Origin of the sequence: Adhaeribacter swui (assembly GCF_014217805.1) — a bacterium.
GTDB classification, from domain to species: Bacteria; Bacteroidota; Bacteroidia; order Cytophagales; family Hymenobacteraceae; genus Adhaeribacter; species Adhaeribacter swui.
This window is the reverse complement of sequence record NZ_CP055156.1, coordinates 5528266-5552305: the sequence shown is the minus strand read 5'-3', so window position 1 is coordinate 5552305 and position 24040 is coordinate 5528266. Positions and strand designations below refer to the sequence as shown.

Annotated in this window: 16 protein-coding genes and 3 tRNA genes; 8 read left to right on the top strand and 11 right to left on the bottom strand. The window is 41.7% G+C overall.

What is annotated here, in order from left to right:
• Positions 1 to 74: 74 nt before the first annotated feature.
• Together HUW51_RS22950 and HUW51_RS22945 are read right to left on the bottom strand one after the other, a co-directional pair.
• A complete protein-coding gene (locus HUW51_RS22950; RefSeq protein ID WP_185271920.1) occupies positions 75 to 1241 on the bottom strand; it encodes a sigma-54-dependent transcriptional regulator in 1167 nt (388 codons plus the stop codon).
• Positions 1242 to 1632: 391 nt separating this feature from the next.
• A complete protein-coding gene (locus HUW51_RS22945; protein ID WP_185271919.1) occupies positions 1633 to 2091 on the bottom strand; it encodes a YhcH/YjgK/YiaL family protein in 459 nt (152 codons plus the stop codon).
• Positions 2092 to 2247: 156 nt separating this feature from the next.
• On the opposite strand from HUW51_RS22945, the gene HUW51_RS22940 reads away from it, so the two are divergent.
• Positions 2248 to 4644 carry an endonuclease MutS2 gene (locus tag HUW51_RS22940; RefSeq protein ID WP_185271918.1) on the top strand — a complete coding sequence of 799 codons (2397 nt, stop codon included), beginning with the start codon at positions 2248 to 2250 and terminating at the stop codon, positions 4642 to 4644.
• 126 nt (positions 4645 to 4770) lie between these two features.
• Here HUW51_RS22940 and murB read toward each other — a convergent pair whose 3' ends face one another.
• Positions 4771 to 5787, bottom strand: coding sequence for a UDP-N-acetylmuramate dehydrogenase (gene murB, locus HUW51_RS22935; protein ID WP_185271917.1), 1017 nt, complete (start codon positions 5785 to 5787; stop codon positions 4771 to 4773).
• Between the two features lie 401 nt (positions 5788 to 6188).
• Here murB and HUW51_RS22930 point away from each other — a divergent pair, with 401 nt between their 5' ends.
• Positions 6189 to 7370: a THUMP domain-containing class I SAM-dependent RNA methyltransferase gene (locus HUW51_RS22930; RefSeq protein WP_185271916.1), complete on the top strand. Its 1182-nt coding sequence runs from the start codon at positions 6189 to 6191 to the stop codon at positions 7368 to 7370.
• 216 nt (positions 7371 to 7586) lie between these two features.
• Here the strand turns inward: HUW51_RS22930 and HUW51_RS22925 are convergent, their stop codons facing one another.
• The 4 genes from HUW51_RS22925 to HUW51_RS22910 all read right to left on the bottom strand — a co-directional run bounded on the left by HUW51_RS22925 (position 7587) and on the right by HUW51_RS22910 (position 12525).
• Positions 7587 to 8996, bottom strand: coding sequence for a toxin-antitoxin system YwqK family antitoxin (locus HUW51_RS22925; RefSeq protein WP_185271915.1), 1410 nt, complete (start codon positions 8994 to 8996; stop codon positions 7587 to 7589).
• A 342-nt stretch (positions 8997 to 9338) separates the two neighbouring features.
• Entirely contained in the window at positions 9339 to 10529 is a 1191-nt protein-coding gene (locus HUW51_RS22920) for an acetyl-CoA C-acyltransferase (protein WP_185271914.1), read from the bottom strand.
• A gap of 65 nt (positions 10530 to 10594) precedes the next feature.
• Positions 10595 to 11557 carry a tetratricopeptide repeat protein gene (locus HUW51_RS22915; protein ID WP_185271913.1) on the bottom strand — a complete coding sequence of 321 codons (963 nt, stop codon included), beginning with the start codon at positions 11555 to 11557 and terminating at the stop codon, positions 10595 to 10597.
• Positions 11554 to 12525 carry a vWA domain-containing protein gene (locus HUW51_RS22910; protein ID WP_185271912.1) on the bottom strand — a complete coding sequence of 324 codons (972 nt, stop codon included), beginning with the start codon at positions 12523 to 12525 and terminating at the stop codon, positions 11554 to 11556. Before HUW51_RS22910 ends, HUW51_RS22915 begins: the two co-directional genes overlap by 4 nt.
• A gap of 324 nt (positions 12526 to 12849) precedes the next feature.
• Here HUW51_RS22910 and HUW51_RS22905 point away from each other — a divergent pair.
• The 3 genes from HUW51_RS22905 (at position 12850) to HUW51_RS22895 (ending at position 13287) form a co-directional block, all read left to right on the top strand.
• A tRNA-Ser gene (locus HUW51_RS22905) sits at positions 12850 to 12937 on the top strand.
• A 109-nt stretch (positions 12938 to 13046) separates the two neighbouring features.
• Positions 13047 to 13120: transfer RNA gene (locus HUW51_RS22900), tRNA-Pro, on the top strand.
• A gap of 93 nt (positions 13121 to 13213) precedes the next feature.
• Positions 13214 to 13287, top strand: a tRNA-Arg gene (locus HUW51_RS22895).
• A gap of 246 nt (positions 13288 to 13533) precedes the next feature.
• On the opposite strand, the gene HUW51_RS22890 is transcribed toward HUW51_RS22895, so the two are convergent.
• The gene (locus HUW51_RS22890) at positions 13534 to 16500 is read right to left on the bottom strand and encodes a T9SS type A sorting domain-containing protein (RefSeq protein WP_185271911.1); all 2967 of its coding nucleotides are present in this window, start codon (positions 16498 to 16500) and stop codon (positions 13534 to 13536) included.
• A 528-nt stretch (positions 16501 to 17028) separates the two neighbouring features.
• Between HUW51_RS22890 and HUW51_RS22885 the strand changes: the two genes are divergently transcribed.
• The gene (locus tag HUW51_RS22885; protein ID WP_185271910.1) at positions 17029 to 18372 is read left to right on the top strand and encodes a hypothetical protein; all 1344 of its coding nucleotides are present in this window, start codon (positions 17029 to 17031) and stop codon (positions 18370 to 18372) included.
• 356 nt (positions 18373 to 18728) lie between these two features.
• Positions 18729 to 19610 (top strand): T9SS type A sorting domain-containing protein, encoded by an 882-nt coding sequence (locus tag HUW51_RS22880; RefSeq protein WP_185271909.1) that lies wholly within the window; start codon positions 18729 to 18731, stop codon positions 19608 to 19610.
• 300 nt (positions 19611 to 19910) lie between these two features.
• Here the strand turns inward: HUW51_RS22880 and HUW51_RS22875 are convergent, their stop codons facing one another.
• The 3 genes from HUW51_RS22875 to HUW51_RS22865 all read right to left on the bottom strand — a co-directional run bounded on the left by HUW51_RS22875 (position 19911) and on the right by HUW51_RS22865 (position 23139).
• On the bottom strand, positions 19911 to 20390 hold the full coding sequence (locus tag HUW51_RS22875) for a nuclear transport factor 2-like protein (RefSeq protein WP_185271908.1): 480 nt from the start codon (positions 20388 to 20390) through the stop codon (positions 19911 to 19913).
• Positions 20391 to 20744: 354 nt separating this feature from the next.
• Positions 20745 to 22247 (bottom strand): acyl-CoA dehydrogenase family protein, encoded by a 1503-nt coding sequence (locus tag HUW51_RS22870; RefSeq protein ID WP_185271907.1) that lies wholly within the window; start codon positions 22245 to 22247, stop codon positions 20745 to 20747.
• 628 nt (positions 22248 to 22875) lie between these two features.
• A complete protein-coding gene (locus HUW51_RS22865; protein WP_185271906.1) occupies positions 22876 to 23139 on the bottom strand; it encodes a hypothetical protein in 264 nt (87 codons plus the stop codon).
• Between the two features lie 571 nt (positions 23140 to 23710).
• Here HUW51_RS22865 and HUW51_RS24675 point away from each other — a divergent pair.
• The gene (locus tag HUW51_RS24675; protein ID WP_228466851.1) at positions 23711 to 24040 is read left to right on the top strand and encodes a hypothetical protein; all 330 of its coding nucleotides are present in this window, start codon (positions 23711 to 23713) and stop codon (positions 24038 to 24040) included.

Sequence of the window (24040 nt, the reverse complement as noted above, 5' to 3'; positions counted from 1 at the left end):
CCCGATTGATTTCTCCTTAAATTTTAAAATAAGCGGATTTGCCCGTTGCTCGTTACATAGAACAAACAATAAAATTACGCTACTGCCGGGCGGGCAAACGAACGGGCATCTTCTTCCGAGATTTCGTCGTCGCTCATAATTACCAAACGTTCTACCACGTTGCGCAATTCCCGGATATTACCCCGCCAATCTAGTTGCTGCAAAAAGGTTAAAGCGGCCGGCGTAATGCGTTTGGGCTTGCTGCCGTAGTCGCGGGCAATATCGGCTAAAAACTTTTGCACCAGTTCGGGTATATCTTCGCGGCGTTCGTTTAACGGTGGCACGTGAATTAAAATCACACCCAATCGGTGATACAAATCCTCGCGGAAATTACGATCTTCTATTTCTTTGAGTAAATCTTTGTTGGTAGCCGCTACTACCCGTACATCCACCGAAATTTCTTTTTCGCCGCCTACCCGGGTAATTTTATTTTCCTGCAAGGCCCGCAATACTTTGGCCTGCGCCGATAAGCTCATGTCGCCAATTTCGTCCAGAAACAAGGTGCCGCCGTTGGCTTGCTCAAATTTACCTATGCGCTGCTTCACCGCCGAGGTAAACGAGCCTTTTTCGTGGCCAAACAATTCGCTTTCGATCAGTTCGCTGGGAATGGCGGCGCAGTTTACCTCTACCATGGGGCCATCGGAGCGATTACTTTTCTCGTGCAGTTGCCGGGCTACCATTTCCTTACCGGCCCCATTCGGTCCGGTAATTAAAACGCGGGCATCGGTTTGAGCTACTTTGTCGATGGCCCGACGAACTTTTTCCAGCGCCGGCGAACTACCCACCATCTCGTAATTTTTAGAAATTTTTTTCTTCAGCTTCTTGGTTTCGGTTACCAGATTGGCTTTATCCAGGGCATTGCGCACGGTAACCAGCAAACGATTTAAATCCGGTGGTTTTTGCAGGAAGTCGTAGGCGCCTTTTTTTGTGGCATCTACTGCGGTATCAATGGTGCCATGGGCCGAGATCATGATAAATGGTACGTCCGGGGCAATTTCCTGGGCACGCTGCAGTACTTCTAAGCCATCCATTTTGGGCATTTTAATGTCGCAGAGTACCACGTCGTACTTGTTCTTGCGCAATTGGTCCAGGCCAACTTCCCCGTCGGCGGCTTCATCTACAGAATAGCTTTCGTATTCCAGAATTTCCTTCAGGGTATGACGAATACTGCGTTCGTCGTCTATAATCAGAATTTTGGGCATGCTTCGTAAAGTCTTTGAATTTTGTTGGTACTACTACGTATCAGAAGCCGAAAGCTGTTATACGGAATAATTTTTAAAATTATTAATATTTAAGAATGTTCAAGCTATAAAGTAAGTTAGTAATCATTTTTATATTCGGGGCGCGGCTTAATAAACCAGTATACCAACATTTTTTAAATTTTAAAAATCAGAAATAGCAACGACGCTCCGTGTACAGCAAATAAGTCCATCGGCAGCTATCCTAAACCAGCTTGGGACGTAGTTATGATATTGAAGTAAAAGATTAAATATGATTTTGTTTTATTGGTGATAATAAATAGATTAAATAAAATAACTTAGAGGGAAAACAACTCCAACTTTTATCAGCAAACTTGATTTTTAGTTAGCTTGGTTAACTTTCCTGGATGGCTATTTTGAAAACTATTTTTCTCAGTTTATCGGCAGTAGCTAAGGGCGCGTGCGTGTCTTCCGGGTAAAAAATTACAAAATGATCGGCCGGAACTTCAAACCATACCAAGGGCTGGTCGCTGTAAAATATCAGGTCACGCTCGGGCGTGTAGGGTTCGGTTATATTCTGGCAAGCCGCTAAGCGTTGCCAACCCATCACGTCAGTACCTGCCAGTACCACCTGAATATCGATGTAATGGCGGTGCGATTCTAATCGGGCTTGTTCCTTGCCACCAAAACCAAAATCATCCGAAATAATGGCAAAAACTTCTTCCCCGCGAATGGTATGTTTCCCCGTGGGTAAATCGGCTACTTTGTTATTTTTTAAAAAATTAAAAGCTACTTCAAAATCAGGATGTAAAACGGTGTAACGGGCCGCATTTTGTAGGTGGTCGAAAATCATAAAACTTTAAAAAATAAGTACGGTCTAAAATATTTTATCAGAACCAGGATTGTTTCGGCATATTTGCAGGAATTTACCAGAAATGCAAACAGATTCCGGAACATAATACCCGGAAGGTAACGTTATATTGGGTTACTAAACAAATTTAAACAAGCTTTGATTTATCCTCAGAATTTTGAGCAAAAAATAGGGTTTAACCAAATCCGGGAAATACTTGCCGATGCTTGCCTCAGCCCCTTGGGCCGGCAGTTCGTAACCCGGATGCAGTTTTTAACCAGGCACGACCTGATTCACAAACTACTGGAGCAAACCCACGAATTTAAAAGTTTACTTGCCGCCGGCGCTGAGTTTCCGACGCAGTATTACTTTGATGTAACGGAAGCCTTAAACCGAGCCGCTATTGAGGGCAGTTTTCTGGACGTTACTTCCTTTTTTCAAATTAAAATGTCACTCCGGACTATCCGGCAAGCTTTGGGCTTCTTCTATGAATCAGAGGAAGGCTTGTATCCTTACCTGAAAAGTTTGGGCGCCAACATTGAAATTGATAAGAAACTAACCATTAGCCTGGATAAGGTAGTGGACGATAACGGCGCTGTTAAAGATTCGGCTTCGCCCGCATTGGGTCGGATTAAAGGCGAGTTAATTGCCCAGCAAGGTATCCTGCGGAAGCAAATCCAAAGCATCTTGCGCCACGCCAAAAACGAAGGCTGGACTCCCGGGGATGCCGAACCAACTATCCGGAGCGGGCGCATTGTAATACCCGTAATTGCCGAATACAAACGTAAGGTAAAAGGCTTGATTCATGATGAGTCAACTACCGGACAAACCGTTTATATTGAGCCAGATGTGGTGTTTGGTTTAAACAATGACATTAAAGAACTGGAGAACGCCTATAACCGCGAATTAATCCGGATTTTAACTGAATTAACCACTTTGTTGCGCGGTTTTATTCCGGATTTACGTAAAGCCTACCAGTACTTAGGATTGCTCGATTTTATCCGGGCCAAAGCTATTTTTGCCAACCGCACGGAGTCTACGTTGCCCACCTTGCACAAGCAACCCCGGGTAAATTTTAAAGATGCCCGTCACCCGCTGTTGTTTTTATCCTTATCAGCTCAGCAACGGCAAGTGGTGCCTCTTACCATCCGGTTAAACCCTGATCAACGCATTTTGGTCATCTCTGGACCGAACGCGGGGGGTAAATCGGTAGCTTTAAAAACGGTGGGGACTTTGCAGTACATGGTGCAGTGTGGTTTGCTGATTCCGGCCAACGAAGGTTCGGAAGCGGGTATTTTTGAAAATTTATTCATCGATATCGGCGACGAGCAATCCATTGAAAACGATTTAAGTACCTACAGTTCGCATTTGCAGAACATGAAGCAATTTGTGCTTTTTGCGGACAAGAAAAGTTTGGTCTTGATTGATGAATTTGGAACCGGTACCGAACCGCAGCTTGGCGGCGCCATTGCCGAAGCTGTATTGGAGAAACTAAATCAAAACCAGGCCTACGGGGTTATTACTACGCACTACACCAATCTTAAAAATTACGCGGAACATACGCCAGGTATTGTTAACGGAGCCATGCGCTACGACCCTAAAGAGCTGCAGCCGCTGTACCAGTTAGATATTGGCAAGCCAGGTTCGTCGTTTGCTATTGAAATTGCCCGTAAAATTGGCTTACCGAAAGAAATTGTGCAGAAAGCGAGTAAACTGGTGGGTAAAGATAAAATTCGCTACGATCGGTTATTAGAAGAATTAGAAGTAGAGAAAAATACCTTTGAAAAGCGCAACGCCGAACTGGAGACCCAGGAACGCAAACTACGCGCCGCCGCCAAGGAATACACCGAGCTGAAAAAGCACATTGAAGAAAATAAAGACGATATTCTGCGGGAGGCTAAACTTAAAGCCAAAGGTTTACTGAAGGATACCAATAAGCAAATTGAATCCACGATTAAGCAAATCCGGGATGCCAATGCCGAGAAGGAAACGACTAAACAGGCGCGGCAAGAACTGGAAGTATTCGTGGAAAAAGAGCTGAAAATGGAGCCCCGCACCATACTACGTACCGCCGTTGGTAGCAAAGCGTTAAAGCCCGGCGATAAAGTAGCTTTAATAGGTCAGGAGTCGGTGGGTGAAATTGTTGCGGTAAAAGGCAGCACCGCCGAAGTAATGTTCGGCGATTTAAAATCTATTGTGAAGATTGCCAATCTGGAAAGGGTGGAAGGACCCGTGAAAAAAGCCAAGAAAGAAAAAGAAGTAGCGGCGCCTGGTTTTGCCCGCGGCCTTGATCTTACCCAGCGCATGTCGGATTTTAGCACTACTTTGGATGTACGCGGCGAGCGGGCCGAAGATGCTTTAACCCGCGTAATGAACTTTCTGGATGATGCCGTGATGTTGGGGATTCCCGAAATTAAAATTATTCATGGCCGGGGCAACGGCATTTTAAAACAAATTATCCGGGATTATTTGCGCTCACAACGCGAGGTAGCCAGTATCAGCGACGAGCATATTGAGCGGGGCGGTGATGGAGTAAGCCTGGTTGTATTAAAGTAAAAAACCTGATTTTTTAAGATTATAAAAGCTTCTTCTGATACTCGGAAGAAGCTTTTTTTATAAGGATGATTGCGGAATATTATAATTTTATAAAATTTTAAAATTTCTGTAAATCAGCTATTTGATTTAAATGATATTAACTTCTGGTTGAAGTGTAATGTTGAATTTTTCTTGAACAGATTTGATAATCTGGTGAGCTAAATCTTGCACCTGATTGCCCCGTGCTCCGCCGTAATTTACCAGTACCAGGGCTTGGTCTTTGTGGACGCCGTAGGATTCGAAGCGGCGGCCTTTCCAGCCAGCTTGTTCAATTAACCAACCTGCCGGCACCTTTACTTTGCCGGGAGTAGTGGGATAACTCGGGATGGTGGGATATTGTTCTTGTAAACTGGTAAATTGCTCCACCGGAATTTCTGGATTTTTAAAAAAACTACCGGCATTGCCAATCTGGGCCGGATCGGGGAGTTTGCTTTTGCGTATTTGGCAAACGGCTTCGCTGATAGCGCGGGCATTTAGCTCTTGTACCTGCATTGCTGCCAAGGTTTGGGCAATAGCGCCATACGACGTGTTAAAAAACGGCTTTTTCCGCAAACGTAACGTAACAGACACTACGATATACTGGCCTTTCAGCTCGTTTTTAAAAATACTTTCGCGGTAGCCAAATTTGCATTGCTCTGCATTAAACGTCTGCAATTCTCCGGAGCTTAGATTAACAGCTTCCAGGCTTTCAAATACATCCTTTAGTTCTACCCCGTAAGCGCCGATGTTTTGCAGCGGAGCGGCCCCCACGGTACCCGGTATTAAAGATAAATTTTCTAATCCGCCAAGCCCTTGTTCCAGAGTATGTAAAACCAAGTCGTGCCAGATTACCCCGCTTCCAGATTTTACCAAACTATAATCCGCATCCAGGTCATTTATCTCAATTCCCAGGATGTTGTTTTTTAAAACCACTCCATCAAAATCCTGGGTAAATAAAATATTGCTGCCGCCGCCTAAAATTAATTTGGGCAGGTTCTGTATTTCTGGTAATCGAAGCAGTTGCTGCAGCTCGGCTACAGTATTAAAAACAGCAAACAACCGGGCTTTTACTTCCATTCCAAAAGTATTGTAAGGCCGCAGAGAAACGTTGCGTTGTAATTCCATTTTTTAAAATTTAAAGCAAAAGTACGTATTCGCAGCGGAAGCGTATTACTCTAATTAACGATAAAAATTTACTAAATCTCTGGTTTAAGATTGATGCTAAAATAAATAGCATCCACTAAAAGTTTAATGTAAAATATTTATCTTGTTTATAAAAATTATTGAATTTCAGTAAATTAAATAATAGTATTTAAAGTTATAGTGTAATATAAATTTTTTAAAATTTGTTCGTTGGAGTATACTGTTATGCCGTCGTAAGGCTTTTATAATTTAAAAAGATTATTAAAAATCAGGTCTTATTGTTTCGGTAAAACACAGTAAAACGGAACCTCTTTTTAGTTTTCCGGATAAACCAACCAAGAAAGAGTTAAATTCGCGACTTTATACGCTACATCCGTTTCTTTATGGCTTACAATAATTCTGCTCAACCCGAATCATCTAAATACATTGCAACTACTTTGTTTGGTTTAGAGGAAATCCTGGCCCAGGAGTTGTTCGATTTAGGGGCAGAAAATATTTACCTGGGCAACCGGGCTGTGGAGTTTACCGGCGATAAAAGTTTGCTGTACCGGGCTAATATCTGGTGCCGTACGGCTATCCGGATTTTGAAACCCTTTCGTACGTTTACCGCCCGCGATGAGCGCGATTTATACCGCCAGGTAAGTAAAATTCATTGGTCGGATTACCTGCAGCCTAATCAAACATTTGCTATCCAGAGTGTGGTTAATCAATCTTCGTTCGAGCACTCGTTGTTTGTATCGCAGTTAACCAAAGACGCCATTGTGGACCAATTCCGGCAACGTACCGGAGAGCGGCCATCCGTAGATGTGGAGCGGCCCGATATTCGCCTGAACCTGCACATGCACGAAAATTTTGTGACGCTGGCTTTAGACGCCTCTGGTACTTCTTTGCACCGGCGGGGCTATCGGCAACAAACCAACGTAGCACCTTTAAGCGAAGTGCTGGCCGCGGGCATAATATTATTAACCAATTGGGATACGCAATCGCCATTAATTGACCCGATGTGCGGCTCCGGTACTTTTTTAACCGAAGCGGCTTTGTTGGCGCACAACATGGCCCCCGGTCTTTATCGCCGCGATAACTTTGGTTTTATGCAATGGCCCGACTACGACGAAGATTTATTACAACAAATAATAGCCGAAGCTGAAGCTGCCCAATTACCCGATAAGGAAGTTACTATTATTGGGTCGGATATTGATAAAGATTACATCGAGGCTGCCCGCAATAATATTACGCAAGCCGGTTTAGAAGATTTCATCCGGCTACGGGTACGTGATCTTAAAGAAGCCCAAGGAGTTGGTGACAAAGGAATTATAATTGTTAATCCGCCTTATGGTGAGCGTATTAGGCCGGATGATCTAAATCAATTGTATAAGTTAATAGGTGATACTTTTAAAACCAATTTTTCGGGTTACGATGCGTTTGTATTTACCGGCAACCTGGATGCCGCCAAACACATAGGCCTAAAAACTTCGCGACGTATTCCGTTGTACAATGGCCCCATTGAGTGTAGGTTGCTGAAATACGAACTATACCGGGGTACCCGTAAAGTGAAAGAAGAGTAAAATTTAAAAAATTAAACGTAGCTACTTTTCCAGTTTAATCTATAATCGGCTAAAGCTAAATTTAATCCTGCTTGCTGGAAGAGAAATATAAAAACTGTTTATTCTGATGTTACCGAATAAATAAAATGGGCTTATATTTATCTCGGACTCACGTTAAAGAAAAAAGGTGAAAATTACATTTCACCTTTTAGCAAAAGCATAAGTTATTAGCCACGGCTATTCCGCTACGGCAATGCCATTTTTGTAGGTGGTATGTTTAACTATTTTGCCTTCTTCATCAAAGTGTTTCCAGGTGCCAATCTGCCGGTTGTACCGGTAATTGCCCGTTAGTTCGGGTTCGCCGGAGCTGTAAAATTGTTTAAAAGGACCGTTTTTCAAACCATTTTTGTATTCGGTTTCGGACTGTACTTTGCCGTTGTCGTGGTAAGTAAAAGCTTTTCCCACTATTTTTCCGTTTTCGTAAGTGGCTTTTTCTTTTAGCTGCCCGTTTGGGTAATAGGCTAGCCGCTCCTTGGTTAACTTCCCATTTTCGTAAGTTTCCTGCAGGCTTAGCTGTTTGCCATCGTAAAAGGTTTTCCAGGTGCCGGTTTTGGCGTTATTTTTAAAAAATTGCTCTTCGCGTACGTTGCCGGATTCGTAATACGTGGTAATCCTGCGGTCTTTCTCTTCGTTGGCGTAGCGGATTTCTTGTTTAAGCTTGCCGCTAGGGTAAAAGTACTGCGCGGTGCCCGCCATTTTACCATTCACATAATTTATCTCACTCATTTTTTGCCCACTCTCGTAATAGGTGCGGGCCAGGCCATCGGGTTGGCTGGTGGTATTTTTAAATTTGGTAAGTACCCGTTCTTTGTTTATCTGGCCATCCGGGGTAACGACTTTAGGCTTTACCAGAATAACAGTTTTAAAATTAGTTTCGGATTTTAACTTGCCCGACCGGTAATAAGTACGCGTAACGCCGGTGCGTTTACCGCCCTCGTTGGTAGCCTCCGACTCGGGCTGGCCATTATCATAATAGGTTTTATAATACCCATCCAATACACCATTTTTATAGTTTGCTTCTGTTTTTAATTTACCATTCGGGTAATAAGTTTTGGCGGGGCCGCTTTGCTGGCTTTTTACGTAGGTAATGCTGGATTGTAAACCACCCTCCGGAAAATACTCCTTTACTTCACCTTCCGGATAACCATTGACGAAGGTGGCTTCCATTTTAGGATTACCATTTTCAAAAAACGTTTTTATGGGTCCGGTTTGCTTATCGTCGGTATAATTGGCTTGTTGTAGCGGCTTACCGTTCGGGTAAAAAGATTCAAAAAGACCTTGCCGTAAGCCATCTTTATAGTTTACCGTAACCCGCTTCGCACCATTTTCATAAAATTCGAGGTAGGCGCTGTCTTGCTTGCCGTTTACAAAGCTGGTAATGGCTTCGAGTTTTCCGCTCCGGTAAAAACGTTTGTAGGTGCCTTCGGGTACCGTATCCGGCGGTACTACATAGTAAATTTGCTTAATGGCTGTGCGTACAGAGTCGTGGTAACTCACTACTTTTTGCCGCCGGTTCTGGCCAGCAGCAGTAAAAACAACCAGAGAAATAAAGCCAATAAGTAAAATATTACGCCAAAAATAATTCATAAGTGCGCCTCCGGATATTTACGTCTGATAAATAAACGTAAGTCCTTAATTAAAAATATACTTTAGATTTTAATAGTATAACGGGTACCAGGTAAAAGCTGGCGATTAGCCGATAAGGAATGATGGTTTACCCATGCATTAAGGTTCTTTTAACAAAACAATTGCTTAAAAAGCAGCGTTCGCTTTTTCCGGTAAAAGCTTTGTTAATAGCAAGTTTACAGGTTTGCTTTGAAGTTTGTTTAACGGAAAAATTCCCCAGCCTGAATTAAAGCTTGCCTAACCTAAAATGTAAATTTTGAAAAAAATTTGTTTCTGGGCGATATTTTTAACCCCGGCTACTGATTAAAGGTATAGTTTCTCCAGAACAATAGCCGACGCGCCGCCACCGCCATTGCAAATACCGGTTACGCCTATCTTCCCGTTTTTCTTGTCTAGTACATTCAATAAAGTAGTTACAATCCGGGCGCCGGAAGCTCCCAAAGGGTGACCCAGCGAAACCGCTCCCCCAAAAACATTTACGTTGCTGTTTTTTAAATTTAACTTTTGGTTATTTGCAATTGAAACTACGGCAAAAGCTTCGTTGATCTCGTAAAAGTCAACTTTTTCCGGAGTAATGCCAGCTACCTTTAAAGCTTTCGGTATGGCCAGGGCCGGCGAAGTAGTAAACCATTTGGGTTCTTGTTCGGCATCGGCAAAGCCCAAAATCCGGGCAATGGGTTTTACGCCTAATTCTTCAGCTTTTTCTTTGCTCATTAGCACCACTGCCGCGGCGCCGTCGTTTAATGTAGAGGCATTAGCCGCCGTAATAGTGCCTTCTTTGTCGAACACCGGTTTTAAGCTGGCAATTTTATCGAAGTTTACTTTGGTATATTCCTCATCTGTGTTTACCACCAAAGGATCTTTGCCCTGTTGCGGAATTTCTACAGGTATTATCTCGTCCTGTAACTGTCCGGCTTCGGCGGCAGCGGCCGACCGGCGATACGATTCTATCGCAAATTCGTCTTGCATCTGGCGGGTTATGCCCATTTCGCGAGCGGTGTGCTCAGCGGCGTTGCCCATATGAAAATCGTTGTACACATCCCAGAGCCCGTCCTTTAGCAAACCATCGGTCATTTGGCCGTGGCCCAGTTTGGTGCCAAAACGTACTTTATCCAGGTAATAAGGTACGTTGCTCATGCTTTCCATGCCACCGGCCACTATTACCTCTTTATGCCCCAGCATAATCGCCTGAGCCGCAAACATAATGGCTTTAGAACCCGAGGCGCATACTTTGTTTACGGTGGTGCATTCAACTTCGTAACCTAAACCTGCGTACAACGCAGCCTGCCGGGCTGGCGCCTGACCCAAATTGGCCGATAGCACGTTACCCATAATTACTTCCTGCACCGCTTGCGGATTGACTCCGGCTTTGGCCAAAGCACCTTTAATGGCAGCGGCACCTAACTGGGTAGCCGATAAAGCGGCTAAACTGCCACCAAAAGAACCAATCGGTGTCCGGACGGCGGCTACTACGTATACTTCTTTTAAGGTCATAAACCTGCGTTTTAATAATAAACGATGTAATCTAATGCAGCAAGTACGAGTTATGCAAAAGTTTTTTACCAATCAGGGTTCCCGGAATCTTTCTTGGGGGTGTGTTTTCTGGGAATCTGTTGCAAATATTGTACTTCGGCTTCGCGCATGGCTTCCAGAAGCATCCGGGCTTTCTCGGGTGTAATGCCAACTTCTTTTAAATGATCAAAGGTAGTTTGGCCGGCATTGTTTTCCTGGTTTTCTGCATTTTGCCCGCTGTTTATCTGGTTTCGATTATTATCCGGGTTATTTCCTCCGGAAACCCCGCGCTGATTCCCTGGTAGATTACCGCTACTATCTTTTTTTTGCTGGTTTGCCGATGCTTTGTTTGATAAGTCGCTTCTGCTACCATTAGCAGCATCCGTTTCCGGGTTTTTACCGGAACCAGGTTGAGGCGAATTTTCCGGATCAGAGTTATTAAAATCCGGTACTTCTGCCTGCGTTTTTCCCTGGGCATCTTCTTTTTGGCCAGTTTGCTTGGCTTGCTCCGGTTTTATATCCTGGGGCTTTTGTTTTTCTGGGGCAGGTGGGGGTAAGGCAGGCTCATCTGCTTCGGGGTGCTGTTTCAGATATTTTTTTAAAAATTCGTAATTGTAGCGGGCTTCTTCGTTCTGCGGATTTAAAATCAATGCTTTTTTAAAATAATCCAGCGCCTGGGTTTTATTTTTAGAAGCTGTTATTACGCCTAACTGCAAATGGAGCAGCGAGGCAACCCTTGGCGTAGATTTAGCGAGCAAAGGCTGGTAAAACCTGGAAGCCTGCTCCTGATTATTCCGTTGAAAATAAGCATGTCCCAGATTAATTTTAACTTCCCGTTCGCGCACCTGCAAAGAGTCACTCAGGTATTTAAAAAGATAAATAGCGGTGGTGTAGTCTTTTTGTTTGTAGGCTGCCTGGGCTTCTTTTAAAAATTGGTTAACCCGGGTAACTTTGGTAAGCGTTTGGCTTAAAAAAGCTATAATAATGGCAAATGCAACTACTATCTTCATATCCGGATAACGTTGAATGTAACGATAATATCGAGTAAAATAAAGATAAAGGCCAGAAATAAGGGATAATAGTATTTATTGGCCTGCACATCTACAATCCGGGTTTCTTGCCTTTCGCCCTCAATGGCGTTAATAGCACTAATAAGACGGGGAATTTCAGATGTACGGGCCCCAATTTCGAAATACTGTCCATTGGTATTACCGGCTATTTCGGCTAAACGTTCGGGATTTAATTTACTGATTACCCGTTTGCCTTTTGCATCTGTAACAAACCCTTTATTCAGGGGAATGGGGCCGCCGTTTTCTGAACCTACGCCCAAACTTATCACCCGGATATTTTCCTGATTTAACTGCCGGTAAACCGCGATTAAATTTGTACTAAAATCTTCGCCGTCGCTGATAAGTAAAATGAGTTCGGCCCGTTTTTCTGGTAATTGGGAGTCTTTATTATTTTTAAATTTTTCGAGGGCCAGTTGCAAGGCCGGCGCATAATTAGCGCCGGCCCGCGGCAAAATATCTGTTTTTAAAGTTTGAATAAATAAAAGCAAAGCGCTCTGGTCGTACGTTAACGGACATTGCACAAATGCTTCGTCGGAGAAAATAATCAAGCCAATCCGGTCGGAGTTAAACTTTTGAATTAATTGCCGGAGTTCAAACTTTACTTTTTCTAACCGCGATGGGGGCACATCGCGGGCGTTCATAGAGGCGGTTACATCAACCAGAATAAAGATATCTTTCCCAATCGTTTTAATCTCTTTTTTCATGGCGCCAAACGAAGGGCCCAGAATGGCAATAATAATCAATAAAAAATAGACCGCCCGAAAGCCAAATTTTACCCACGCCAGATCGGCCTTTTGCTTAAAGTGAGCGGCTAAACGATGAATTTTAAAAATATAACCCAGGTATAAAATTAAAAACAGTAAGCCCGTTATAATTTCCAGAGTGGTTAACGATTGATACCAATTCATGCCGGGTTCATCAGAAACTGCTTAACGTATATGGTTAATTAAAAAATAACCGGTTCTAGGGTTACTTACAAAAGCCTAATAACGGATAAAAAACAGGCAAATTGTTGCCAAAGGTACACATTGCTTTGAAAAATGTAGAAATTAGTCATTAAAGTTACCGGCTTTTTAAACTTGAATTTTTTGTAAATCATTCAGCCTGATTTATTTAAAAACGGGTGTATGAAAGACCGGATTTTTGTTGAAAATTTTTTTAGTAGTTTTTAGATGAGTTTTGTTTTTGTCAGAATTATTCTGGTATATTTGCATTCTCTTAAACGAAGAGCCGGAGTGATGGGTGAGTGGCTGAAACCAGCAGTTTGCTAAACTGCCGTACCTCTAAAGGGTACCGGGGGTTCGAATCCCCCTTACTCCGCAAATTTTTTTTGAAATAATGCTTTTAATTTCAAAAAAAGCTTTAAGTTTGCACCGCGATTGAGAGAAACACTACCTGCTAGTATTTCTAACAAAAGCAAAGTTTAGTTCGGGGTGTAGCGTAGCCCGGTATCGCGCCACATTTGGGATGTGGAGGTCGTAGGTTCGAATCCTGCCACCCCGACTTTAAATTTTACGAATTATGGATTATGAATTATAAAGCTTCATCATTGGGAGATTGTTAATTCTAATTTGTAATTCGTAATTTTTTTATACCGGTCTCGTAGCTCAGCTGGATAGAGCAACTGCCTTCTAAGCAGTAGGTCTTTGGTTCGAATCCAAACGGGATCACTTGTTAATTAGCCATTTACAAGGTAAAAATTGTAAGTGGCTTTTTTGTGTGCATACAAATACAATCTTTCTTCATTTTAGAAACGACGCTTGCCTGAATCCTTAATTGAGGATGGTAGACCTATCTGACCTAGTTGTTTAACCTTTGGAATAATGGTAGAAGTGGCACTATAATACTATAAATACCAATAAAAAAGCCGATAGAAAGTTGTTGTTCCACCGGCTTTAGCAACTGTAAATTGTTTTTTATTTTAATATTATTAATTTCTGTGAGTGTCGTTGGGTAGGTGTTTGCAATTGTAGAATATACAAGCCTTCTGCATTGCTGCCTGCTTGCCATTCTACTTTACTCTCCTGGTTGGCTTGAACTTCCCCTTGAAATAAATTAGCTACTTTTCTGCCTTGACTATCGTACATTGTTATGGTTGCCGGTTGTGCTTGTGGTAACGTGAGTGTTATAGTAACTTTATCTGAGAATGGATTGGGGTAGGCAATTAAATTTACTTGGCTGGTTCTTATAGCTGGCTCTTCTACTTCTACTGCTTCCCTGGCAGCAACAATCGATTTAATTTCCGGAGCTACTTTCACCAGCCAAAAATCTGTGCCGCCTTGGCTGGGCTGCGTACGATCACCACTCACACCCGAATCCGATTTTCCGGCCAAGAGTAAGCCCCCGTCTGCGGTTTGTGTTACCGCCCGCAGATCCTCGGTTCCACTTCCTCCAAAACGTTTATCCCACTGGTACATGCCATCTTTATCGGCCTTCACAATCCAGTAATCGCTACTTCCCTGGCTGTTCTGGCTTTTATTTCCACTTTTATCGGAGAATGATTTACCGGCCAAAATATAGCTGCCATCTTTGGTTAGAATACTGGCTTTTAACTCGTCATCTTTACTGCCCCCAAAACGCTTGTCCCACACCTTGGCTCCGGTACTGGTAAGTTTAAGCAACCAAAAGTCTTTCCCTCCTTGACTGCCCCTGGTTTTGTCCGCGCCAGCCGGAGAATCACTTTGGCCTGCAATAAAAAAATCATTGCCATTCCTGCCCGAAGAAAAAGCTTCATCCTGGCCACTGCCTCCGTAAGTCTTATCCCAAAGCTTCTTACCGTTCTTATCTACCCGGACGATCCAGAAATCACTCCCGCCCCGACTTCCTTGACTCTTGTCGCCACTTTTACCTGATAAAGAGGTGCCACTGAGTAAATAACCACCATCTGCGGTTTCTACAATGCCGCTTAATAAATCATTTAAACTCCCGCCGTAACGTTTATCCCAGATTTTAGTACCCGTCTTACTTATTTTTACTAACCAGAAGTCAGCGCCTCCTTGACTGCTTTGGCTTTTATCACCTCCAGCAGGAGAAAGACTGTACCCGGCCAAAATGTATTCACCGGTGGAAAGCTGAATTACTTTCTTGAGTTCGTCATACCCTTTGCCGCCAAAACGCTTATCCCATTCTATATTTCCTTTGCTATCTATTTTTACAATCCAGTAATCTCGGTCACCTCGGCTACCTTGTCTTTTATCTCCTCCCAATCCTGATAAGGAAGATCCCGCAAGTAAGTACCCACCATCAAGCGTTTGAATGACTCGATTTAAGTAATCGTCGTTAGAACCGCCATATGTCTGTTCCCACTGTAGCTTACCATCTTTATCACTCTTTACAATCCAATAATCATTTTTACCTTGACTACCACTCCATTTATCTCCTGTATAACTAGAATTGGAATATCCTCCAGATAAGTAACCCCCATCAGTGGTTTTGAGAATGGTAGTAAAGTTTTCGTCGTTCCAACCACCATAACGTAAGTTCCAGTTAGCGGCGAACGGATTGTCTTCTTTTAATTTTACAAGCCAAAAATCCTCAGTTCCTTCAAAGTCTATGGTCTTATCGCCGCTTATACCTGAATTGGAAAAACCTGCCAATAAGTAGTTGCCATCATAAGTCGGGAATATATTAGTTAAATATTCTTGATCATTACCACCAATTATTTTCTTCCAAACCTCGAATCCATTTGCATCAAGTTTTAGTATCCAGAAATCATTTTCACTTACATCTTGGTAGCATTCATCATAGTAATTATAATCGTCAGCAGGTGCTTTGCCGTTAAAATAAGGTGAATAGCCCACTAAGTATCCTCCGTCTTTAGTTGGAAATATGGAAGTATACTCATTAAAATTACTTTCCCATAAGTTTATTCCTAAACCATTAACTTTACTTATTGTATTATAACGCTGGTAACCACCACAGCCATCATAAAGATCATAATTCGTTCTTGTTATTAGAAAACACCCATCTAAGGTCGATATTATTGACTTAAATGGAGGTATATAACTATTGGTGTGTTCTGTTTTATCCCAAATCTGCTTCCCGTCATTATCAATCTTAATGATCCATTGATCCCATGCATCCCATTGTGGAAAATCTTGATTCACACTATCGCCAGATGTATTATCTCCTCCTGCAAAGGAGTTTGTACTACCTCCCAAAATATAGCCGCCTTCTGGAGTAGAGGCTATACCCCCTAAATAGGAATTTCCTGTAAGAATGGTATCTGCGGACCAATCACCATCATATTCACCTCCTACATAATCGATTGCCCAGGTTTTTACACCTCCAAAAGATTTATCCCAGATCTTTGCCCCACTTCCATCTATTTTAACCAACCAAAAATCAGATAAGCCTTTTAAATCTTGAGTTTTAGATTTACCCTTATTTGAATAAGAAGTACCTCCTAACAAAAAGCTCCCATCTTGATTTCCTATTAAAGATACAAGATTTTCCGTGCTATTCCCTCCATAACTTTTTTCCCATACTTTGCTCCAATTTTTATCTATTTTCATTACCCAGTAATCACTTTTTAAATTTCCTCCAACTAGATAGCCGCCATCTTGCGTGGCTACTATTGCTTCCAAAGAACCACTACTTACTATAGATCTTTTTAGTGTTACTTTGCCCTCTTTATCAAGTTTAATAAATTGAATTATTGAATTATTTAGACTTGCAATGAGATAACCGCCATCTTGCGTTCCTATCATTGTATTTGGCCGCTCACTGTTACCTGAAATACCTGTTTGCCACTGAATAGTTTGCCCAAACATTATAGTTGATGAGCCTATATTTACAATCATCAAAAAGCAAAGAATGATCAACCAATGCTTTTTAGTCTTAATCAGAGGCTCCGTAATTTTCGCAGATAAAGGTATTGTCATAAATTGGTGAGGAAGTTGGAAGGTTATATAAGAATAATTTAAAAATTTACTGCAGTAATTACATATTTTAAATTAGTAGATACTTTAAAATTAATTTTGTTACCTCTCATCAAGATGTTATTAGCCTATTGAGTTCTGCCTTTTTTAATAAATATACCTAGATTTAGGTATTGTGGACAATGCTTTAAGCTGCTACATTGAGCTGTTTTATACAACTTATTTATAGGTTTGTAGTTCTTACTTACTAGCTTATAAACCATACTTTATGCAACAAATTTTATCACTTTTCTGGCGAGGAATAAAGGAAAAATACAGCTTGTCCTTAATTCTAGTTAGCATTCTAAACTCAATCCGGTAACGGCTCAAACAAAGATCTGGGAAAAAACTTACGGGAACCCTCTTCATCAGGTAAATGAAACGAAAACAATTAAAACTGTTGATGGTGGTTTTTTACTAAGTGGTTATACGGAGGCAGGCAAAGGCGGTGATAAAACCGAAGCATCCCAAGGTAGTTACGACATCTGGATTATGAAGCTCGATGGGCAGGGGAATAAACAATGGGATAAATCTTATGGGGGCAATAGTTCTGATGGCGTGGCAGACATTGTAGCTACACCGGATGGCGGATACTTACTGGGTGGTTATTCCAGTTCGGATAAGAGCGGTGATAAAAGTGAAGCTAGCAAAGGTTCCTGTGATTTCTGGATTATTAAAATAGATGCTCAAGGAAATAAGCTGTGGGATAAAATCTACGGTGGCAGTAAATACGATATTTTAACGGCAATAGCCGTTGCGCCGGATGGAGGCTATATATTAGGTGGTGATTCTAATTCAAATAAAAGCGGCGATAAAAGCGAAGACTTGCACGAAACAATAGAAGATGAATTTGGCCCCATGGATTTTTGGGTAGTTAAGATAGATGAACAGGGCACTAAACTCTGGGACAAGGCTTATGGAGGCGACTCACGAGATAATTTAAGGGAAATGCTAGTAACGCCGGATGGCGGGTATTTATTGGGTGGCTACGGTGGTAGAAACTATTCCGATGAGGTGAATGGTACTTGTGATAACCCCAACTGCTCCGGCTTTTGGGTTGTAAAAATAACAGCTACCGGTCAACGGCAATGGGATAAACTGGTAGGGCCTGTATTTCAAAACAATTTAGGAGCCTTACTTAATACTCCAGATGGCGGGTATTTGGTAGCTGGTCATTATGATCAAGGCATTGTGGTTACGAAAGTAAATACCTCGGGTAAAGAAATTTGGACAACCAAGTATAACGACCAAGGGGAAGTTACTGGCTTATTTGACATGGTTACGGGGATTAATGGCGGTTATTTCCTGATTGGTTGGGGTTCTCGGAGAAATAGCGCCTGGGTGGCCGAAATAGATGAGGCCGGCAAGAAAATGTGGGATAGCCCGATTGAAGGAGATTATAATGCGGCCAATTTAATTGCCTTACCCAATAATAATCTAATCATAGCTGGCAGTTTTTTAAATTTTAAGATTACAAAAATAAAATGGGAACGGCAGCCTCATGCTTTAGATTGGGATATATCCTACGTAGGGGAAAAGCAAGATAACCTAACTACCGCCATTAAAACAGCCGATTGTGGTTATCTGATTGGTGGGTACACTAATTCATTATTTGGCAATGATAACCAACTAAGCCGGGGTAAAAACGACTACTGGATTATAAAGATTGATAAAGATGGCCAGAGGCAATGGTACCAACGTTTCGGCGGAACGGGTGATGATTACCTCAACCGCGTGTTGCAAACGAAGGATGGCGGCTACCTATTAGCTGGTTCTTCTCTTTCGGATAAAGGTAAGGATAAGTCGCAAGGCAGTAAAGGAAACCGCGATTATTGAATTATAAAAACCAATAAAGATGGTAACCTGCTTTGGGATAAAGTATATGGCGGCATTGGCTACGATGAACTTAATAAAGTAGTACAATTATCTACTGGTGAGTACGTGCTGGCTGGTTCCAGTAACTCCCCGGCTGGTGATGACAAATCGCAGAACAACCGGGGAGGAACCGATTATTGGTTAGTAAAAATTTCAAAAAATGGTACAAAACTCTGGGATAAACGCTATAGGGGTAACCAAGACGAAGTATTAGGCAGCTTTACAGAAACTAAAGATCACGGTTTTTTACTAGCCGGAACTACCTTATCAGGTAATACAGGGGATAAAAGCCAGGCCAGTAAGGGCGGTAAAGATTATTGGATAGAAAAACCGATAAAGAGGGTAACCTTCTTTGGGAGAAAACCTTGGGCGGCAGCGGTGAAGATGAAGCCTATTCAGTGGGACTTAGCCAGGGCGAAAATGTATTTATAGCGGGCACCAGCAGTTCAGGTAAAAGCTCTGATAAAAGCAAGGCCAGCAAAGGCGGCAAAGATTACTGGTTAGTAACGCTGGATCAGAATGGCACAAAGCTGTGGGATAAAACCTTTGGCGGCAGCCAGGACGATATACTTCGTGCCAGCACTTACACCATGGAAGGACATTACGTACTAGCGGGTAGTTCTTACTCGGGTGCAAGTGAGGATAAAACCCAGCACAGCCAAGGCAGCAGTGATTACTGGATCGTGGAGGTAGATGAGCAAGGTCGCAAAGTGTACGATAAACGGTTTGGCGGCAGCCGCACGGAAGATCTGCGTACCGTTACCCAAACCCGGGATGGTGGTTTGCTTTTAGGTGGCAAGTCAGATTCACCGGCAAGCGGCGACGTATCCCAATCTACTTGGGGGAGTTCCGACTATTGGCTGGTAAAAACTTATGCTTCGCTCAATTCGTTAATAGCTCCCAGAACAGCTACAGCGGCAGAAACTTCCATTGTGGTGAGCCAGACATTCCTAGCTTACCCAAACCCGTTCCAAGAGAAACTAACCATTACCTTTTCCTTACCAGACATGCAAAAGGTTGTTATCAGAATACTCGATGGACTAGGCAAACCAGTAACCACGCTGTTCCAAGCAGAAGCTCAAGCTAAGCAAACTTATCAGGTAGAATGGCACACTAGAGAGCAAGAAGCGGGCATGTACTTGTTGCAACTGCAAACCCCTACGGGGCAAAACACGCAGAAAGTGATGCTGCGAAAGTAAACTTAGATTTCGTTTGCTGAGAAAGAAAAGCTTAATACTAATAAAGATGGTATTTGGCTTCTTAGTTTTAGTTTGTCTAGTCCAAAAAGGTGTTGATTAGCCATCTTATGAAAAGATGGAATAGATAATACCCATTCTGAAAAAGTTCTGGTAGTAGGTCTTTTTTCAGAATGGGTATTTAAAATAAGCTTCTTTCCAATTAAAGCTTAATCTTCATTCCTGAGACGAGTTATAAGAAAAATAACTTCTTCGAAGAGTTTTATGTGTTTAACATATATTTCTTTATCTGGAAGTTGTTTATTACTCTTTGAGCGCATGAGCAACGCCGGCGTATGTCTGGCTAATGATTTTTCCGTTTTGGATAATGAAGGTATCGGAGGCGTAAGTCAGGTCAAGGGTGGGTGTTTTTGCTTGCCAAAGAATATAGCCAATATCTCTAACTATAACAGACTTGTTTAATTTAAAGGTAGTACGTTCCTGGGCAAATGTTTGGTAGGCATTTTTAAAATTTTCCCGAATTTCCTCTAATTCTTTATAAGTTCTATCGGGCGTAATCAAAACAGATTCTTCGGTATAATCTGCCATCACTTCCTCCATATTGTTCTGGATAAAAGCTTGCCAATGGTGATCCAACACCTGCTTAGTTTTGGCTTCATCTATCTCGCTGGCCTTAACTGGCTGCTGGCTTTCAGAAATAGCCTTTTCTTGGGAAGCGGAATTGTCAGAACAACCCCATACCAACAAAAGAAGCACTACTGCAGAATAGAATTTATTTTTCATTAATCAAGGTTTGGGTGAGAATAGGGAAACAATGTATTAAATTTGTCGCATGCAGCCAAGCCATGGTAACAAGTTCAGGATTGATAATTTAACGTATAACTACGATAATATTCAGGAGTAAGAACAGCAACAGCCGAGGTATTTATTCGAAATTGGTACAAATTCAAGCTTTGGCGCTACAATAGTGGTAGCGCCATTATTTGCTTCCTGGTAAAACTATATAATTACTTGCTGCACGTTTTATTCGACAATATTTTTTAAAAAATAGCTTTATAAGGTTGCATAACAATACTGCAGTTTGATCCTAATTGTTATTTCCCAATCTCTCGGTTCAACTAAATTTAATTTGCCATTTTAATCAGCTAAATTCAACCAGAAACTTTTTGCTGTTAAATCAGTCACTACTGTAGTTGTATTATCTGCGTTAAAACCAGATACTAAACCAGCTATTTCTTGCCTAACCGCAATAATACAATTAGCGATCAAATCTTTTTGGAACCCCTTTTCCTCTAACTGCAATACGTAGCCCAGGGCAACAACCCGACCCAGAATTTTACCTAGATCTACCATTTTGCGTTGCGGCAAAGATTCGGGAAGAGAAAAACTAAGTTCTTGTTTAACCGGCAGGCAAGCTGCCGCGGTAAGCTCAAAATCTTTCAGAAAAGCAAATACTTGCCTTTGCTTCTGCTTTTTCATTAAGCGGGTAATTATCTCGGCTATCTGACTGTAAAGCATTTCGTTGGAGCCTTCAAAAATCTGGAATGGCCGGCTGTCTATAATTCCCCGTCCGCCAATATGCCGGATGCGGTAACCATTCGCTCCAGATAATTGAACTAAGATTTGAGATGACTCCTGCATTAAATCGGTTACTACCGCCTTCATACTGTTTGCTTCCAGACCTTCGGTTGCTAAGTCGTGATTCACCCCGCTGATTTCACTGCTGCGGGCGCACATGGCCGAACAGATAGTAAAAGCAGCTTGGATACGGGTTAATTGAAACTGCACCTGATCCAGAGCTAATAGATTAGCCGTTCCTACAATTCGGGTTTGGCAATGTGCTATAGCTTCTTCCATCATGCGTTGGATAAAGCCCATGCCCATGCCGGGGAATTGCATGCGGCTGCGATGTAAGATATCCAACATCATTTTGATGCCGGTAGTTTTAGGCTGTAACTTAAAGTAGGCCGGAACCTCTACATCTAATTGGTTTAAACCATAAGGGATCATGTAAAGCCCTAAGTTATCATAGTACTCCTCTACGATGATTCGTTGTTTCTCCTGCGACGCATCACAAATAAAAAAATCAATGTCCCGGCTGAGTTCTCCCGGGCTGCTTTCTTTCCGACAGGCAATTAACCAGTAATCGGCCATACCTGTAAGGCCCTGCCAATGCTTTTGGCCTTTTATTTTATAACCTGCTTCACTGGGTCTATTCACCGTTTTCATGTTCAATGCATCACTGCCGTAATTAGGTTCGGTGATCATAAGCCCGCCCATATTCTGTGCGTGAAGAAACCGGTCAAAGATTTCTTTTTTCACCGTTTCCTCTGCGTACTTCGAAACTGGCTCCAGAAAAAGCGCGATGTTAATGCCGAATATAAGTGAAAGTGGCAGGGACTCGTAAGAGGCGGCAGCTAAAATTCCTAAACATTCTTTTACGATACTGCCCCGGCCACCATACGATTGGGGAATGGCTACAGATAAAGGTAGCTGAGCCATAATCTCGCTCATAATAGCAGGGGGCAAACCCCTATTAAGGCTGAGCTGGTTGATATCTTCTTTCGTATGAAATAGGTGTTTTAGCGTTTGCTCAAAGTTCTTTATAAAGTCGGGAAACGGGGCGTTTATCAATTGCATGTTATGTAATTCTAGTATAATACAGGAGTAAAGCTCGGCTCTAGCTCAATACTCTTGTTACATCTGCCATTAGCCTGTTGCTAGGTAGAAGTCTGAGAGTAAAAAGTATTGATGTTAGTAGCCTGAAAAGCCAAAATACCAGCTATTTCGCTAGAAATAAAAGAAAAAAGGTTAAGATTAATTTTCTCTTTATAACCTTGGCATATTTAATAAGATTGGTGACTGTTTATAGCTTTTATTAATAAGATATTGATCTTAAGTTTCTGAGAGCATAGTATGTGTTACTAAACTGCTTTTTACAATACCTACAGCTTTGCAATGGAATGGATGCAACCGCATTTAAACAGTTTAAATATTTAGAAAGGAATTGATGGCTGAAAGCAATGTACGCGGAACAGGAATTAGTTATACAACTGGCCAGGGCGCTTTTACCTCTGATATAGCCTAATTAACGCTAGTATATCTGGTTGTTTTAAAATTTAAACCTTTAGACGAGTTTAATAGCAAGACTAGATTGCTTACGCTTTTTTTTTGGCCGGTATTTATCTTTCGGGTTGGTCAGGAATATTTTTAATGAAAGGTAAACAGAGCTATATCCCTAATTTACCTTTCTGTACTATCTTTAATCTTAAAACGTAGCTTGATCTAAATAGGCATTTACTTCATTGAAAGCTTCATGGTAGGTAGGGCACTCTCCTTTATTGATGGAGCCCAGCTTACCGTTAGGGATATGTACATGCCAATGCCAATTTTCAGTATTATTGGTTAAAGTGGCAATCAGCTCATCTGATTTATACAATTGCCCCGCATCATCATAAACGTTGCCTCTTAATTCTATTTTATCACTTAAAAAAGAAGGTGGTTCAGGGATATTATGGATAAAAGCTTTCATAAAATTTACTATCTGATATTTGTTTTTAAAGTAAGTAAAGTACAATCTATAAATAATTGATAAATCTTATGAAATTTTTCTGGTTAATCTTGTGCTCTGCTGTATTTCTGGTTTAGGGGAGCACTATGTAGCGCTTCTGGCTCATATTTATAAGCTGCAGCAGTAATAGTGTGTTCCAGTTTAGCATCTTCATCCAAATACCTTTTAAATAATCTGTTAAAAATGTTTTTTACTTGAAAGCCTGGTAAAGCTTTTACGTGTAATTAAAATTTTTTAAAAATTTATTATCCTGCGCTGTAAATAAAGCATGAAAAAATTCAGGTTATTTTTTGTACGCAACCAGAATCAAACAATCCTTATTTTATTAGTGAAACAAATATTTTTATAGATTTACGGTTTAGCTTTGCCCAAAGGTGCGGCAATGCATTTTTTTATATTTTGCGTTAGTTTTAATTTATAGTTTGAATATTCTGTTTTTTAATGAGCAATATAAAGCTGACTACTAAGCCGCATTATCCCATTCTGGATGGCTTATGTGGGGTTGCAGCCATTATCGTTGTCACATTCCAGTTTGGCTGAACCGCTAGCTACCAGCTATTTAGATAATCTTGTTAATCATGGGTACCTGCCCGTCGACTTTTTCTTTTTTTTATCCGGCTTTGTGATCGGCTATGCCTACGACGATTGCTGGCCCAAAATGACCGTAAGCAGTTTTCTTAAACACCGCATCGAACCACTGCAACCCATGGTGGTTTTGGGAAGACCCTCGGTGCAATCGGGTTTAATTTTACAGATTCTGCCATCTGGCCGCTTATTCATACCATTCCGGAAGATGCTGCTGGTATTGCTAATTGGCTATACGATCTTGCCTGTGCCATCATCACTGGATATACGTGGCTAG